14 protein-coding genes are annotated in these 15,352 nt (G+C 67.8%); 11 read left to right on the top strand and 3 right to left on the bottom strand.

Going from position 1 to position 15,352, the window contains the following annotated elements; translation table 11 throughout:
* Positions 1 to 56: 56 nt before the first annotated feature.
* Positions 57 to 1,211, bottom strand: coding sequence for a PQQ-dependent sugar dehydrogenase (locus tag PLC66_RS05600; RefSeq protein ID WP_324538258.1), 1,155 nt, complete (start codon positions 1,209 to 1,211; stop codon positions 57 to 59).
* Between the two features lie 105 nt (positions 1,212 to 1,316).
* On the opposite strand from PLC66_RS05600, the gene PLC66_RS05595 reads away from it, so the two are divergent.
* Positions 1,317 to 1,652 carry a VanZ family protein gene (locus tag PLC66_RS05595; protein ID WP_324538257.1) on the top strand — a complete coding sequence of 112 codons (336 nt, stop codon included), beginning with the start codon at positions 1,317 to 1,319 and terminating at the stop codon, positions 1,650 to 1,652.
* A gap of 82 nt (positions 1,653 to 1,734) precedes the next feature.
* On the opposite strand, the gene PLC66_RS05590 is transcribed toward PLC66_RS05595, so the two are convergent.
* Entirely contained in the window at positions 1,735 to 2,589 is an 855-nt protein-coding gene (locus PLC66_RS05590; RefSeq protein WP_324538256.1) for a DMT family transporter, read from the bottom strand.
* A 177-nt stretch (positions 2,590 to 2,766) separates the two neighbouring features.
* On the bottom strand, positions 2,767 to 3,801 hold the full coding sequence (gene dctP / locus PLC66_RS05585; RefSeq protein ID WP_324538255.1) for a TRAP transporter substrate-binding protein DctP: 1,035 nt from the start codon (positions 3,799 to 3,801) through the stop codon (positions 2,767 to 2,769).
* Positions 3,802 to 4,168: 367 nt separating this feature from the next.
* Between dctP and PLC66_RS05580 the strand changes: the two genes are divergently transcribed.
* The 10 genes from PLC66_RS05580 to PLC66_RS05535 all read left to right on the top strand — a co-directional run bounded on the left by PLC66_RS05580 (position 4,169) and on the right by PLC66_RS05535 (position 15,192).
* Positions 4,169 to 4,738 carry a TRAP transporter small permease gene (locus tag PLC66_RS05580; protein WP_324538254.1) on the top strand — a complete coding sequence of 190 codons (570 nt, stop codon included), beginning with the start codon at positions 4,169 to 4,171 and terminating at the stop codon, positions 4,736 to 4,738.
* 11 nt (positions 4,739 to 4,749) lie between these two features.
* A complete protein-coding gene (locus PLC66_RS05575) occupies positions 4,750 to 6,030 on the top strand; it encodes a TRAP transporter large permease (protein ID WP_324538253.1) in 1,281 nt (426 codons plus the stop codon).
* Positions 6,031 to 6,052: 22 nt separating this feature from the next.
* Positions 6,053 to 6,811, top strand: a complete 759-nt coding sequence (locus PLC66_RS05570) for a maleate cis-trans isomerase family protein (protein ID WP_324538252.1) — start codon at positions 6,053 to 6,055, stop codon at positions 6,809 to 6,811.
* A 4-nt stretch (positions 6,812 to 6,815) separates the two neighbouring features.
* Positions 6,816 to 7,790, top strand: coding sequence for a hydroxyectoine utilization dehydratase EutB (eutB, locus tag PLC66_RS05565; protein WP_324538251.1), 975 nt, complete (start codon positions 6,816 to 6,818; stop codon positions 7,788 to 7,790).
* Between the two features lie 67 nt (positions 7,791 to 7,857).
* A complete protein-coding gene (gene ehuR, locus PLC66_RS05560) occupies positions 7,858 to 9,252 on the top strand; it encodes a MocR-like ectoine utilization transcription factor EhuR (RefSeq protein ID WP_324538250.1) in 1,395 nt (464 codons plus the stop codon).
* Between the two features lie 189 nt (positions 9,253 to 9,441).
* Positions 9,442 to 10,431 (top strand): cyclodeaminase, encoded by a 990-nt coding sequence (locus tag PLC66_RS05555; protein ID WP_324538249.1) that lies wholly within the window; start codon positions 9,442 to 9,444, stop codon positions 10,429 to 10,431.
* Positions 10,432 to 10,469: 38 nt separating this feature from the next.
* Positions 10,470 to 11,675: an ectoine hydrolase DoeA gene (gene doeA, locus PLC66_RS05550; protein WP_324538248.1), complete on the top strand. Its 1,206-nt coding sequence runs from the start codon at positions 10,470 to 10,472 to the stop codon at positions 11,673 to 11,675.
* 49 nt (positions 11,676 to 11,724) lie between these two features.
* Positions 11,725 to 12,930 carry an ectoine hydrolase DoeA gene (gene doeA / locus PLC66_RS05545; protein WP_324538247.1) on the top strand — a complete coding sequence of 402 codons (1,206 nt, stop codon included), beginning with the start codon at positions 11,725 to 11,727 and terminating at the stop codon, positions 12,928 to 12,930.
* Positions 12,931 to 12,935: 5 nt separating this feature from the next.
* The gene (doeB, locus tag PLC66_RS05540; RefSeq protein WP_324538246.1) at positions 12,936 to 13,928 is read left to right on the top strand and encodes a N(2)-acetyl-L-2,4-diaminobutanoate deacetylase DoeB; all 993 of its coding nucleotides are present in this window, start codon (positions 12,936 to 12,938) and stop codon (positions 13,926 to 13,928) included.
* An 85-nt stretch (positions 13,929 to 14,013) separates the two neighbouring features.
* Positions 14,014 to 15,192: a cystathionine gamma-synthase family protein gene (locus tag PLC66_RS05535; RefSeq protein WP_324538245.1), complete on the top strand. Its 1,179-nt coding sequence runs from the start codon at positions 14,014 to 14,016 to the stop codon at positions 15,190 to 15,192.
* Positions 15,193 to 15,352 lie beyond the last annotated feature (160 nt).

Below are 15,352 nucleotides of genomic sequence, written 5' to 3'. Positions count from 1 at the left end.
AAGCGCCCCGCTCGCCCGCCCGGCGCCGTATGTGTTTGTTGCCGATCTCGCGCCGCCTACTGCGCCGGGTCGAGGCGCAGCACACGGCCCTCGGTCTCGTCGAGCAGCCACACGTGACCGTCGGGCCCCTGGCGCACGTCGCGGATGCGGCGGCCGAGTTCGGTCAGCATGCGCTCCTCATGGCGGACCGCGTTGCCATCGAGCACGAGGCGGGCCACCAGCTGGTACTTGAGCGCACCGACCAGCACGTTCCCCTTCCACTGCGGAAAGACGTCGCCGGTGTAGAAAGCCATGCCGGCCGGCGCGATGGACGGGGTCCATTGCAGCACCGGCGGCTCCACATCGGCACGGCTGCTGCCTTCGCCGATCTTGCGTCCGGTCACATACTCGCGGCCATAGGTGACCTCCGGCCAGCCGTAGTTGAGCCCTGCACGGGTGCGGTTGAGTTCGTCGCCGCCCTGCGGGCCGTGCTCGTGGGTCCACAGCTCGCCGGTTTCGGGATGCAGGGCTGCGCCCTGGATATTGCGGTGACCGTAGGACCAGATCTCGGGCAGCACGCCGGTGCGGCCGATGAAGGGGTTGTCCGGGGGCACGCTGCCGTCGAGGGCAATGCGCACGACCTTGCCGATGTGGCTGTCGAGCGCCGGCGCCCGGTCGCGCGCACCGCCACGGTCGCCCAGGGTCACGAACAGCGTGCCGTCGGGGGCGAACACCAGGCGCGAGCCCCAGTGCTGGTTGCCCGACGGGTCCTCGTTCTGGGCAAAGATGCGGCGCACGTCCTGCAGTTCCATGCGCTCGAGGTCGAGGCGCGCGCGCGCTACCGCAGTGCGCCCGCCGCGGCTGGTGGGCTCGGCATAGGAGAACACGATCACACCATCCTCGGCATAGCTCGGGCTCAGCACCACATCGAGCAGGCCGCCCTGGCCGCGCGCATGCACCGCCGGCACGCCGGCGATCGGCTCGGACAGGCTGCCGTCGGTGCCGACCACGCGCAGGCGCCCCGGTCGTTCGGTGACGAGCAGCCGACCGTCGGGCAGGAAGGCGATCGACCACGGCGTGTCGAGACCGGTGGCAAACTCCGTCACCTTGACGTTGCCGGTCTCGGTGCGCACGACCACGTCGCGGGCAAACACCGTGCCGGCGACAAGAAAGGACGACGCCAGCGCGGCGGCTAGCAACAGGGGACGGGCAGTGCTGGACAACTTCTGCATCCTCGAGCTCCTTCGTTTTGCGGGCTTTGAGTACGTCGCGGGGAACGCCACGCGTGGCGTCTTGCCCCATGACATGACAACTTCAACGCGTTTCTAGGACTTCGCATGCCCGCTTCCGTTCGCACGACGCTTCGCTTCCTGTTCGTGTTCCTGTTGCTCGCGGTGTTCTGGCTGGCCCTGCTCCCCGCCCCCGAGGTGGTCAAGCTGGTGTCGTGGCAGGACAAGATCGAGCATGCGGTGCTGTTCGCCCTGCTCGCCCTGCTCGCGCTGGCGGCCTGGCCCGAGCGCCCGCTGCCGATCGCGCTCGGGCTGCTGCTGTATGGGGCGGCGATGGAGCTCGCGCAGTCGATGACCGCGCACCGCTTCGGCGACCCCTGGGACTGGCTGGCGGACGCCGTGGGCCTGCTCGTGCTGGTGCCCTTCGCCTTGCGCCGCAGGTGAAACGGCCGGCGGCCCTCCCCGCCGGCTGGCGCCCCGATCGGCGCCCCGGACCACGCGCGGCGTGGGAGCCCGATCGGTGGTCTCAGCGCTCGGCGCGCCAGCCCGCGAGCGCATGGCCGACCAGGGCCGTGATGACGACGGCGCCGCCGACGAGCACCGTGGGTCCGGGCACCTCGCCGAGCACCAGCCACACCCATACCGGTCCGAGCACGACCTCGAGCAGCAGCAGCAAGCCGACCTCGGCGGCGCCGATCCGGCGTGGTCCGAGCTGCACGAGCATGAACCCGAGCGGCAGCAGCACGCCCGCCATCACCGCCAGCACCATGAGCTCGGCCTCCTGCAGCACAGGCGCCCCGCCGACCACGAACGCGAATGCGGCGGCGAGCAAGGCGCCCGGCATGAGCGCCGGGCTCATGTCGATGGTGGGACGGCTTCTCGCCAGAGTGAAGTTGAGTGCCAGCAGCGCGGCACCGGCAAGCGCAAAGAGGTTGCCGGTCAGGTTGGCCCCGGGCGAATCGTCGCTGACGATCAGCGCGATGCCGAGCGCGCTCACGCCGATCGCGACCACGCTGCGCAGCGGCACGCGCTCGCCCAGCCAGGCCCAGCTCGCCAGCCCCGCCACCAGGGGCGACACGCTGTATATCATCAGGGTGCTCGCCGCCCCGGCGAGGCTGATCGCCTGCAGGAAGCAGATCGTGCTGATGCAGTAGCACAGCGCACAGCCGACCCCGGCCCAGCCGCATCGCAGCAGCGCCCGTGGCAGTGCTGCCCGATACCGCAGCCACAGCACGAAGGCCATGCCTGCGGCCATCAGCAGGCCACGCCAGGTCAGCACGTGCAGCGGGTCGGCGGAGATCCAGCGCAGTACGAGTGCATCCGGGGAGAGCAGCAGCACCCCGAAGGCGACCATCACCAAGGCACGCTGTCGGTCATTCATCTGGACTCCCTGCACACAAAAGCCGCCTCGCGGCCGCGCGCTCGCATGGCCTTGCAGCGGCGCCCGGGGATGTGCCCTGCATTCGACGGGCACGGCGGAATGTTGACGACGGGCGGATGAAGCGAAATGGGCGCCGACCTGCGGCGCCCATTCGACTTGCGTCCTCGCGTTGAGCAATTACTTGGCTTCGACCGCCTTCTCCGCCTCGGCGATGTCGGCCCTCAACTGCTCGAGAATCTGGCCGCTGCGACCGCCCACCATGCCGACCAGCTTTTCCGCCAGGGGCTCGGCGCGCTGACGGAAGGCATCGCGCTCCTCCGGCGTCAGCTTGATCACGCTGAGCTTGGGGTTGTCCTTGAGCATCTTGTCGACCGAGGCGGCATTCTTCTCGCGCTGCTTGTCCAGGATGAAGGTCTGCAGTTCGTTGCGCACCTCGCCGAGCATGGTCTTGTGCTCGTCCGACAGGCCGTCCCAGAAGTCGGCGTTGGCCACCACGGTGGTCGTGTATTCGACGTCGCCGACGTGCACCAGGTGGCTGGTGACTTCGTGGAACTTCGCGCTCTCGATGAAGAAGGCCGGGTTGACCTGGGCCTGGATCACGTTCATCTGCAGCCCGCCATACACCTCGCCCCAGGGCAGCGCGACCGGGTTGGCGCCGTACAGCTTGAACTGCTCGATCAGGATCGGCGAGGTCATCACCCGGAACTTGACGTCACTCAGGTCCTCAGGGGTGCGCACCGGCTTCTTGGTGGTCCAGATCATCTCGCCTTCCGGATACACGGTGAACAGCTTCAGCCCCTTGGCGGCGAAGTCCTTGGCCAGATCCTCGTACAAGGCCTTGCTGTTCGACAGCACATCACCCTTTGCCTTGTCCGACTCTGGCAGCAGGAAGGGCAGGCTCAGCACCTGAACCTCGGGCACGAAAGTTCCGAGGTGACCGGGAGAGGCATTCGAGAACTGGATCGCACCGACGGCAGTGAGCTCGGTCAGGTCGTTTTCATTGCCGAGCTGGCCATAGGTGTAGATCGTGACCGTCACCTTTCCCTGGGTGCGTTCCTCGACCAGGCGCTTGAACTCCTCGGCGTACAGGGTCTGCACGTCGCCCGGTGCTTCCTCGACGGCAAACTTCCAGTCGGCTGCGGCGGCGGCAAGGGTGGCGAAGCCGAGCGTGACGCCGACGGCGAGGCGCCGGATGCTGATGCCAATGTTCATGTCTGTCTCCTCTTCTGCTGATAATGGTCTGGCCGTTCAAGCCAATGCCTGTACGACTTGGGAGCAGGCTACAGGTTTCGGGGGCACCCCCGGATTGCACTAGTACAGTTTGCGCTGCTTCGACGTCCCACGGCCGCGCCCTCGCCCGCCATCGTGGCCGCGGCGGCGCCACGAGCAGCCAGGGCTGGAGGGCATGCCGGCTGGCGCCTTCGCAAGCGCATGGTAGCGATGCGGCCGCATGGATCGGTCCTATATTGTTCTAGTGCATTCGCACCCTCCCTACCCCTGACTACACTGCAGGCAGGCATAAGGACCACAAGAGCGCCGGCAATCGCCAGGCGCCATTCAGGGCCGGAGGAGCACAATCATGAACCAGGAATCACCCCGGACGGGGGTCGTCTCCCGTGTCGCACGACACATCGACCACGGTCTGGCCGTACTCGAAAGGCAGCTTCTGGCCTGGGCAATCATCTTGATGGCGGTCAATACGATCGGCAACATCTTCATGCGCCTGGTCTACAGCAGCAGCCTGTTCTTCACCGAGGAGCTCAACCAGTTCCTCATCGTTCTGGTGACCTTCGTCGGCGCCAGCGCGGCCGCCCGTCAGGGCCGCCACATCCGCATGTCGGCCCTGACCGACCAGATTCCGCCGACCTACCGACGCTTCATGTTCGCCTTCATCCAGGTGGTCACCGCGGCGGTGCTCGTCCTGCTCGCCTGGTACGCCTACGAATACATCGCACGCATTCAGGCCCTCGGCCGGGTCACGCCGGCCCTGCAGTTGCCGGTGTGGATGACCCTGCTGTGGCTGCCCTTCGGCCTCGGCCTGACCGCGCTGCAGTTCCTGCTCGCCGCGGTGGCCAACCTTAGGCGCGACGAGGTCTATATCTCGGCCACCGTGCGCGAGCACGACGAACTCGACCTGCCCAGCATCTGAGGAGACTCCCAATGGCAACGACAATGCTCCTGATCATGATCGTCCTCATGCTGCTCGGCTTCCCGATGATGGTGCCGATGCTGGTGGCGACGCTCGCCGGCTTCCTGCTCTACCTGCCCAACCTGCGCACCGACATCATCATCCAGCAGATGATCAGCGGCATCAGCCCGGTGGCGCTGATCACCGTGCCGATGTTCATTCTCGCCGCCGACATCGTCACCCGCGGGCGCACGGCAAATCGCCTGCTCGACCTCGCGATGACCTTCTTCGGCCACATCCGCGGCGGTCTGGCGGTCACCGCCGCCCTGTCGTGCACGATGTTCGGCGCCATCTCCGGCTCCACCCAGGCCACGGTGGTGGCGATCGGCGGCCCGCTGCGCCCGCGCATGCTGAAGGCGGGCTACGAGGACAAGTTCACCACCGCGCTCATCATCAACGCCTCGGACATTGCCTTCCTGATCCCGCCCAGCATCGGCATGATCGTGTTCGGCATCGTCGGCAAGGTGTCGATCGCCGAGCTCTTCCTCGCCGGCATCGGCCCCGGCCTGCTCATCCTGGTGTTGTTCAGCGCCTACTCGGTCTGGTACGCGTGGCGCAAGGACCTGCCGCTGATGCAGCGCGCGACCTGGAAGGAGCGCCTGGCGGCGATGCGCAAGGCCTCGCTGGCGACGATGTTCCCGGTGCTGATCGTCGGCGGACTGTTTACCGGCATGTTCAGTCCGACCGAGGTCGCGGCGATGGCGGTGCTCTACGCCTTCATCCTCGAGGTCTTCATCCATCGCGCGGTCAGCCTGCGCGACCTGCCCGCCATCGCCTACTCGACCGGACTGATCACCGGCATCGTGTTCATCCTCGTCGGCGCCGGCGCGGCCTTCTCGTGGCTGATCTCCTTCGCCCAGATTCCACAGCAGATCATCGGCGGACTAGGGCTTGCCGACGCCGGCCCCTACACCATCATCTTCGCGATCTGCGTGGCCTTCTTCATTGGCTGCATGTTCGTCGATTCGATCGTGGTGACCCTGATCCTGACGCCGATCTTCATGCCGCTGGTGCTCGCCGCCGGCATCGACCCGGTGCTGATCGGGACCCTGGTGACGCTGCAGATGGCGATCGGCTCGGCCACGCCGCCCTTCGGCTGCGACATCTTCACCGCCTGCGCGGTGTTCCGCAAACCCTACCTGGACGTGATCGCAGGCACGCCGCCGTTCATCCTGCTGCTGCTGTTCGCCTCGCTGCTGATGGTGATCTTCCCGCAGATCGCGCTGTTCCTGCCCACCCTGGCCTTCCGCTGACTCCCCGAGTGAAAACGACTCCATGCTGATCGACACCCTTCCCCTCGACACGCTGCCGGCCACCCCGGTGGCGGCTCGCATCGGCCTGCTGGCGCTGGCCACCGACCTCAACAGCGAGGCCGACCTGCGCCGCATGCTGCCAGCCGACGTCGGCCTCTACTGCAACCGCGTCCGCCACGAGAACCCGATGAGCCTCGAGGCCCTGCAGCGCGTGGCCGAGGATCTGCCGCGCGCCGGCCGCGACCTGCTGCCCGGCCTCGCGCTGGACGTGCTCGTGTATGGCTGCACCTCGGGCACGATCGCCATGGGCGAGCAGCAGACCCTGCAGCTGCTCGGCGAGGTGCGCGCGGCACACCATGCGACCACGCCGGTCACCGCCAGCCTGGCCGCGCTGACGCAGGTCGGCGCGCACAAGGTGTCGATGCTGACGCCCTACCGCGCGGCGGTGAATCGCGAGCTCGGCAGCTACTACCGCGAGCGCGGGCTGGATGTGCTCAATGTGTCCGGCTTCGACATGGACGACGACTATGCGATGAGCGACATCGCGCCGGAGGCGCTCGTCGCGGCCGGGATCCGCGCCACCGCCGCCGACGCCGACGCGCTCTTCATCTCGTGCACCGCCTTGCGCGCAAGCGAGGCCGTCGAGCGCATCGAGCAGGCCATCGGCCGCCCGGTGATCACGAGCAACCAGGCCGTCGTCTGGCATGCACTGCACCTGATGCAGCGGGCCGCACCGACGCACGCCCCCGGCCGCCTCTTCAACGCCACCCGGGTCCGCTGAACCGATGCAAGACGAAGTCCGCCTGATCGACCTCCTCCAGGCTCGCGCCCGCCTGCGCGGCCTCATCCGTCACACCCCGCTGGTGCCCTCGCCGAGTCTGTCGCGCCAGACCGGCGCCAGCGTGCACCTGAAGCTCGACTGCCTGCAGATCACCGGCAGTTTCAAGCTGCGCGGCGCACTCAACGCACTGCTCAAGCTCGACCCGCAAGCGCGCGCACGCGGCGTGATCGGCGTGTCGACCGGCAACTATGGCCGCGCGCTCGCCCACGCCGCGCACTCGATGAGGGTGCGCGCGGTGATCTGCATGTCGCGCCTGGTGCCCGCGAACAAGGTCGAGTCGATTCGCGCCCTCGGCGCCGAGGTCCGGATCGTCGGCGACAGCCAGGACGAGGCGGAACTCGAGGTTGCGCGCCTGGTGCGCGAGCAGGGCCTGATCCAGTTGCCGCCCTTCGATCACGCCGACGTGGTCGCCGGCCAGGGCACGACCGGCCTCGAGATCCTCGACGATCTGCCCGCCGTCGATACGGTGCTGGTGCCGCTGTCGGGTGGCGGACTGCTCGCCGGCATCGCCCTGGCGATGAAGTCGGCGAATCCGGACATCCGCGTCATCGGCGTCAGCATGGAACGCGGCTGCGCCATGCACGCCAGCCTGCGCGCGGGTCACCCGGTTCAGGTCGAGGAACTGCCCACGCTCGCCGACTCCCTCGGCGGCGGCATCGGCCTCGGCAACCGCTACACCTTCCCGATGGTGCAGCGCCTGGTCGACGACACCGTGCTGGTGAGCGAGGACGAGATCTCCGCTGCCATCCGCCACGCCTACAACGAGGAGCGGGTGATCGTCGAGGGGGCCGGCGCGGTCGGCATCGCCGCCCTGCAGAGCGGCCGCGTCAAAGCCGGCGGCGTGACCGCAGTCGTGCTCAGCGGTCAGAACATCGACATGGCGACGCACCGCCGCATTGTCGACGGCCAGCCTGGTTGACGCACTTCCGGACGCCGGGATTGTCACGGCACAATGCCGGGACAAGGCCGACCACTGGAGAAGCGACATGATGGAGAACTGGCGACTAGCCCTGGAGCAAGCGCGCGCCGGCGAGTCGAAGTACAAGATCCTGGTGCAGGCCATCGTCTCCGACATCGAAGGCGGCACGCTCGTCGACGGCGCCCGCCTGCCGACCCAGCGCGAGGTCAGCCGCCGTCTGGGCATCAGCGTGCAGACCGTCACCAACGCGTACAAGGAACTCGAGCAGCACGGCCTGATCCGCTGCGAGGTCGGCCGCGGCAGCTTCGTCTCCAAGCCGATGACGGAGAAGGTCGCCACCTACATGCTCGACCGCGCCGAGCGCTCGCTGGTCGATTTCTCGATCGCGCGCATCGTGCATACCACCGAGCATGACCAGGCCTGGAAGCAGACCTGTGCCCGGCTCGCCACCCAGGACGACCAGCCGTGGATGCGCGACTGCCGCCCGATCGCCGGCTTCGAGTATCACCGCGTGGCTGCCCTCGAGTGGCTGGCCGGACTGGGCCTGCAGCCCTCGCTCGACACCGTGCTCATCACCAATGGCGCCTCGCATGCGCTGTTCATCGCGCTGGCCTCGCTCGTCAGCCCGGGCGACGTGGTCCTGTGCGAGGGCATCACCGACCACGGCGTGATCGGCTCGGCGCAGGTGCTGGGCTTCACGCTGAAGGGCCTGGACATCGACGAATGCGGCATCCAGCCGGCACACTTCGAGGACATGTGCTCGAACGAGCGCATCCGCGCGCTGGTGTGCACGCCCAACCTGAACAACCCCACCGTGGCCATGATGCCCGACTCGCGTCGCCGCGCCATCGCCCGCATCGCCGAACGCTTCGGCGTTCACGTCATCGAGGACGACGTCTATGGCCCGCTGCTCAGTCAGCGTCCGCCGCCGATCAGCAGCTATCTGCCCGAGCTGAGCTTTCACTGCACCAGCTTCACCAAGTCGGTGATGTGCGGCCTGCGTACCGGCTACCTGACCGTGCCGCGCCGCATGGCCCTGCGCGCCGACAGCATCCTGCGCGTCAACAGCTGGATGGCAACGCCGCTGCTGGCCGAGATCGCCACCCGCTGGATCGGCGACGGCACCGCACAGGCGCTGATCGAGATCCAGCGCAAGCGCATGGAGCTGCGCCAGAACATGGTCCGCGACGCCTTCGGCGAGCTTGTCATCGGCCAGCACCCGAACGCCTTGTCGGCCTGGGTAGGCATCCCTGAACACTGGATGCTCGACCCGCTGGTGAAGGAGTTGCGCGACCGCAACATCGCTGTCACCTCGCCCGACCCCTTCCTGGTGCTGGGCTCGCAGCGCCCCGCGGCAATCCGCCTGTGCCTGGGTGCGGACGCCAGCGATGTGCGGGTACAGACGGCGATCAACACCATCGCCGGCGTCTTCAAGCAGTTCCCGCAGATCCACAGTTTCTGATGCGCTTAATGCACTAGGACAAGAGAGAGACGGTTTCAGCACTCTAAACTGGGTTTCAAGGTCAATCGCCGCCGGCACACGGACAGCCGGCGCGACGATCCGACCGACCGGGTCGGCCCCTGCTGCCAAGGCGGGCGTCGCGCCTGATGCGGACGCCATGCCGCCAGACCACCCACGGACGAGTGCACCATGCCCACCATCACCCTGCTCAGCGAGACCGACCTGCGCTCGCTCGTGACCCTGGACACCGAGACGATCGATTGTGTCGAGCGCGCCTTTCGCGCCCTGGCCACCGAAGCGGTGGCGATGCCGCCGGTCCTGCGTCTGGACATTCCCGACAACAACGGCGAGGTGGATGTGAAGACGGCCTACCTGCCGTCCTTCGACAGCTTCGCGATCAAGGTCAGCCCGGGTTTCTTCGACAACCCCAAGCTCGGCCTGCCCAGTCTGAGCGGCATGATGATGCTGTTGTCGGCGCGTACCGGCCAGCTTGAGGCGCTGCTGCTCGACAACGGCTATCTGACCAGCATCCGCACCGCCGCTGCCGGCGCCGTCGCCGCGCGCTGGCTGGCGCGCAGCGATGCGCGCCGGGTGGCAATCCTGGGCGCAGGCGAGCAGGCCCGGCTGCAGCTGCAGGCGCTGGCCCTCGTGCGCCCGATCAATCACGCCACGGTGTGGGCGCCACGGCCCGAACAGGCGGTACGGCTCGCGCTCGAGATGTCCGGGCGCCTGGGCATCGAGATCGACACCACCTCCGACATCGAGCGTGCCGTTGCCGACGCGGACATCGTCGTCACCACCACGCCGAGCCGCGAGCCGCTGCTCCATGCCCGCCATCTGCGCCCTGGCATGCATGTGACCGCGATGGGCTCGGATGCAGAACACAAGAACGAGATCGCGCCGGACGCGATCGCCGCTGCCCGCTATGTGTGCGACCGCCTCGCCCAGGTGCGGGTGCTCGGCGAGCTGCACCACGCGATTGCCGCCGGCGTCGTCGCCGCGGACGCGGTGATGCCCGAGCTCGGGCAGGTCATCGCCGGCCAGGTCGAAGGCCGACGCAGCGATGACGAGGTGACGATCTGCGACCTCACCGGCACCGGCGCGCAGGACACCGCCATCGCCCAGCTCGCCTTCGGGCGCGCTGTGGGCAGCGGCCGCGGCACCCGGTTCGAGTCCTGAGCCCCATCCTGCCCGGCCACCCAAGCGAAGCCCCGATCATGACCGCGACCCCCTCCCTTCCATTTACCCGCGTCGAGTTCGACGCCCGCCTGGCCACGACCCGCGCCGCCATGGCCGCGCGCGGCATCGACGTGCTCATCGTCACCGACCCAACCAACATGTACTGGCTCACCGGCTATGACGGCTGGTCCTTCTACGTCCATCAGTGCGTCATCGTCGGGCCCGAGGGCGAACCGATCTGGTACGGCCGCGGCATGGACGGCAACGGCGCCGACCGCACGGTCTACCTGAAGCCGGAGAACATCGTCCGCTACCCCGACCACTACGTGATGTCCACCGAGCGCCATCCGATGGACTACCTGGCGACCGAGGTGATCGCCGCGCGCGGCTGGGAGGCGCGGCGCATCGGCGTCGAGATGGACAACTACTACTTCAGCGCCGCCGCCTACGCCGCGCTGCAGAAGCACCTGCCGCGCGCCCACTGGATCGACGCCAACGCGCTCGTCAACTGGCAGCGCGCGGTCAAGTCGCCGCGCGAGATCGAATACATGCGCATCGCCGCCCGCATCGTCGAGCGCATGCACCAGGACATCGTCGAGCACATCGAGCCCGGCATGCGCAAGAACGAGCTGGTCGCCCGTATCTACGCCACCGGCATCGGCGGCGTGCCCGCCGCCAACGGCCACCCCGGCCACGGCGGCGACTACCCCGCCATCGTGCCGCTGCTGCCCACCGGCGCCGACGCCGCCGCGCCCCACCTGACCTGGGACGACACCCCCTTCGCGCGCGGCGCCGGCACCTTCTTCGAGATCGCCGGCTGCTATCGCCGCTACCACTGCCCGCAGTCGCGCACGGTCTACCTCGGCACCCCGCCGCAACACTTCATCGAGGCCGAGAAGGCCGTCGTCGAAGGCATCCAGGCCGGCCTCGACGCCGCCCGCCCCGGCAACACCTGCGCCCACATCGCCAACGCCTTCTTCGGCGTGCTCAAGCGCTACGGCATCGAAAAGAGCAGCCGCTGCGGCTACCCCATCGGTGCCAGCTATCCGCCCGACTGGGGCGAGCGGACCATGAGCCTGCGCCCCACCGACGACACCGTGCTGCAGCCCGGCATGACCTTCCACTTCATGCCCGGCCTGTGGCAGGACGACTGGGGCCTCGAGATCACCGAGAGCATCCTCATCACCGACACCGGCGTCGAGACCTTCTGCAACACGCCCAGAAAACTGTTCGTCAAGCCCTGAGGGGCTTGCGCATCACCGACAACAACACCCAAGGAGCGAGGGACAACCCATGACAAGCGAAGTGAAACTGCCTTTCGAGCGCGCGGAGTACGCGGCCCGCCTGGCCAAGACCCGCGCGGCGATGGCCGCGCGCGGCATCGACGTGCTCATCGTCAGCGACCCGACCAACATGTACTGGCTCACCGGTTATGACGGCTGGTCCTTCTACGTCCATCAGTGCGTCATCGTCGGGCCCGAGGGCGAACCGATCTGGTACGGCCGCGGCATGGACGGCAACGGCGCCGACCGCACGGTCTACCTGAAGCCGGAGAACATCGTCCGCTACCCCGACCACTACGTGATGTCCACCGAGCGCCATCCGATGGACTACCTGGCGACCGAGGTGATCGCCGCGCGCGGCTGGGAGGCGCGGCGCATCGGCGTCGAGATGGACAACTACTACTTCAGCGCCGCCGCCTACGCCGCGCTGCAGAAGCACCTGCCGCGCGCCCACTGGATCGACGCCAACGCGCTCGTCAACTGGCAGCGCGCGGTCAAGTCGCCGCGCGAGATCGAATACATGCGCATCGCCGCCCGCATCGTCGAGCGCATGCACCAGGACATCGTCGAGCACATCGAGCCCGGCATGCGCAAGAACGAGCTGGTCGCCCGTATCTACGCCACCGGCATCGGCGGCGTGCCCGCCGCCAACGGCCACCCCGGCCACGGCGGCGACTACCCCGCCATCGTGCCGCTGCTGCCCACCGGCGCCGACGCCGCCGCGCCCCACCTGACCTGGGACGACACCCCCTTCGCGCGCGGCGCCGGCACCTTCTTCGAGATCGCCGGCTGCTATCGCCGCTACCACTGCCCGCAGTCGCGCACGGTCTACCTCGGCACCCCGCCGCAACACTTCATCGAGGCCGAGAAGGCCGTCGTCGAAGGCATCCAGGCCGGCCTCGACGCCGCCCGCCCCGGCAACACCTGCGCCCACATCGCCAACGCCTTCTTCGGCGTGCTCAAGCGCTACGGCATCGAAAAGAGCAGCCGCTGCGGCTACCCCATCGGTGCCAGCTATCCGCCCGACTGGGGCGAGCGGACCATGAGCCTGCGCCCCACCGACGACACCGTGCTGCAGCCCGGCATGACCTTCCACTTCATGCCCGGCCTGTGGCAGGACGACTGGGGCCTCGAGATCACCGAGAGCATCCTCATCACCGACACCGGCGTCGAGACCTTCTGCAACACGCCCAGAAAACTGTTCGTCAAGGATTGAGCACCATGAGACCGTCCCCCATCAGCCCGACCATCGATCTCGATGCCGAAGGCGTGCAGCACGGCTTCCTGAAGCTGCCCTACTCGCGCGACGACGCGGCCTGGGGCGCGGTGATGATCCCGATCACCGTGATCCGCAACGGGAAGGGTCCGACCGCCTTGCTGACCGGTGCCAACCATGGCGACGAGTACGAGGGCGCCATCGCGCTCGCCAAGCTCGCCAACACGCTGCGTGCCGAAGAGGTGAACGGCTGCGTGATCATCGTGCCGTTCATGAACTATCCGGCCTTTCGCGCCGGCACGCGAACCTCGCCGATCGATCGCGGCAACCTGAACCGGACCTTTCCGGGCAAGCCCGACGGCACGGCCACCGAGAAGATCGCCGACTACGTGCAGCGCCACCTGTTGCCCCGCGCCGACTTCGTGCTCGACATCCACTCGGGCGGGCGGACGCTCGACTTCCTGCCCTTTGCCGCGATCCACGTGCTCGACGACAAGGCGCAGCAGGCGCGCTGCAGCGCGGCGATGCAGGCCTTCAACGCCCCGTACTCGATGACCCTGCTCGAACTCGACGCGGTCGGCATGTTCGACACCGCCGCCGAGGCCGCCGGCAAGGTCTTCGTATCCACCGAGCTGGGCGGCGGCGGCAGCGCCACCGCGCGCAGCGTCGCCGTGGCCGACCGCGGCGTGCGCCAGTTCCTGATCCACTGCGGCATCTGCCGCGGCGAGCTGGAGCAGCGCCCCACGGTCCGCCTCGACATGCCCGATGGCGACTGCTACGTGACCAGTCTGCACGACGGCCTGCTCGAGATGTGCCGCGATCTCGGCGACACGGTGAAGAAGGGCGAGTTGATCGCCCGTGTGCACGATGTCCGCCGCACCGGCACGGCGCCGGTGGACTACCACGCCCGGCGCGACGGTCTGCTGGCTGCGCGCCACTTTCCTGGCCTGATCGGCTGCGGCGACACCCTTGCCGTCGTGGCCGAGATCGTCGACTGAGGCCGGCCCCGCCCCACCACCCCATGGACACACTGCCGCACACGCGGCCCGGGAAGTCATTCCCAACTTCAAAGGAGTAACAGCAATGAGCGATTTCAACACTTCGAGCACCGCCGCCGTCTGGGCCGGCGAGGAGAACCTGTTCGCCGAGGGCGCGATCTGCCTGCCCGTCTTCAACTCGGTGACCTTCGGCTACGACGACATGGACGAATGGTTCGACGTCGCCCTCGGCCGCAAGAAGGGCCACATCTACTCGCGCAACACCAACCCCACGGTGCGCCCGCTGGAAGAAAAGATCCGCATCATGGACGGCGGCGAGGAGGCGACCAGCTTTTCGACCGGCATGGCGGCGATCAGCAACACCCTGTTCACCCTGCTCGCCCCGGGTGACCGCGTCGTCGCGGTGAAGGACACGTACGGCGGCTCGAACAAGATCTTCATCGAGTTCCTGCCGCGCATGCAGGTCGAGGTCTGCCTGTGCGACACCTCCGACTTCGACGCCATCGAGCGCGAGGTCGCCAAGGGCTGCAAGGTGCTCTACCTGGAGACGCCGACCAACCCGACCCTGAAGATCGTCGACATCGAGCGCCTGGCCAAGGCCGCTCATGCCGTTGGCGCCGTCGTCGTCGTCGACAACACCTTCGCCACCCCGATCAACCAGCGCCCGCTGACCCTGGGCGCCGACATCGTCGTCTATAGCGCCACCAAGTACCTCAACGGTCACTCCGACGTCATGGGCGGGCTCGCCGTCGGGCGCAAGGACCTGATCGACCGCATCTTCCACTATCGCGAGATCACCGGCGCCACGCTGCACCCGCACTCGGCCTACATGATCCTGCGTGGCATGAAGACCCTCGAGCTGCGCATCAAGCGTCACAACGAGAACGGCATGCGCGTGGCCACCTGGCTGTCGCAGCACCCGAAGGTCGACAAGGTCTTCTACCCCGGCCTCGAGACGCACCCCAACCACGACATCGCCCGGAAGCAGATGACCGGCTTCGGCGGCATGCTGAGCTTCTCGCTCAAGGGCGGCTTCGACAAGGTCGTGACCGTGCTCGAGAACCTGAAATACGCTCACAAGGCCGCCAGCCTGGGCTCGGTCGGCACCCTCGTCGGCCCGCCGCGCACCACCAGCCACGTCGAGCTCTCCGAGCAGGAGCGGGCCAATGCCGGCATTCCCGAGAGCCTCATCCGCTACTCGGCCGGCATCGAGGACGGCGACGACCTGATCGCCGACCTCGAGCAGGCGCTGGCCAAGGCCTGACCCGCCTCGCTGTCAAACCTCAACACATCGCAGCGCCCTTCGGGGCGCTGCGCGCTCCAGGAGCCCCCTATGAATCTGATCGAAGTAAAGGTGCCCGACATCGGTGATTTCGATTCAGTGCCGGTGATCGAGCTGTTCGTCAAGGTCGGCGACAGCATCA

The sequence above is a fragment of the Thauera sp. genome (genome assembly GCF_035444905.1).
Lineage (GTDB): Bacteria > Pseudomonadota > Gammaproteobacteria > Burkholderiales > Rhodocyclaceae > Thauera.
The sequence above is the reverse complement of the archived record's forward strand: the minus strand, read 5'-3'. Positions and strand labels throughout refer to the sequence as shown.

Bases quoted from the DNA above. Each gene is read 5' to 3' on its own strand.
- PLC66_RS05600 (WP_324538258.1), bottom strand. From the start codon at position 1,211: ATGCAGAAGTTGTCCAGCACTGCCCGTCCCCTGTTGCTAGCCGCCGCG.
- PLC66_RS05595 (WP_324538257.1), top strand. From the start codon at position 1,317: ATGCCCGCTTCCGTTCGCACGACGCTTCGCTTCCTGTTCGTGTTCCTG.
- PLC66_RS05590 (WP_324538256.1), bottom strand. From the start codon at position 2,589: ATGAATGACCGACAGCGTGCCTTGGTGATGGTCGCCTTCGGGGTGCTG.
- dctP (WP_324538255.1), bottom strand. From the start codon at position 3,801: ATGAACATTGGCATCAGCATCCGGCGCCTCGCCGTCGGCGTCACGCTC.
- PLC66_RS05580 (WP_324538254.1), top strand. From the start codon at position 4,169: ATGAACCAGGAATCACCCCGGACGGGGGTCGTCTCCCGTGTCGCACGA.
- PLC66_RS05575 (WP_324538253.1), top strand. From the start codon at position 4,750: ATGGCAACGACAATGCTCCTGATCATGATCGTCCTCATGCTGCTCGGC.
- PLC66_RS05570 (WP_324538252.1), top strand. From the start codon at position 6,053: ATGCTGATCGACACCCTTCCCCTCGACACGCTGCCGGCCACCCCGGTG.
- eutB (WP_324538251.1), top strand. From the start codon at position 6,816: ATGCAAGACGAAGTCCGCCTGATCGACCTCCTCCAGGCTCGCGCCCGC.
- ehuR (WP_324538250.1), top strand. From the start codon at position 7,858: ATGATGGAGAACTGGCGACTAGCCCTGGAGCAAGCGCGCGCCGGCGAG.
- PLC66_RS05555 (WP_324538249.1), top strand. From the start codon at position 9,442: ATGCCCACCATCACCCTGCTCAGCGAGACCGACCTGCGCTCGCTCGTG.
- doeA (WP_324538248.1), top strand. From the start codon at position 10,470: ATGACCGCGACCCCCTCCCTTCCATTTACCCGCGTCGAGTTCGACGCC.
- doeA (WP_324538247.1), top strand. From the start codon at position 11,725: ATGACAAGCGAAGTGAAACTGCCTTTCGAGCGCGCGGAGTACGCGGCC.
- doeB (WP_324538246.1), top strand. From the start codon at position 12,936: ATGAGACCGTCCCCCATCAGCCCGACCATCGATCTCGATGCCGAAGGC.
- PLC66_RS05535 (WP_324538245.1), top strand. From the start codon at position 14,014: ATGAGCGATTTCAACACTTCGAGCACCGCCGCCGTCTGGGCCGGCGAG.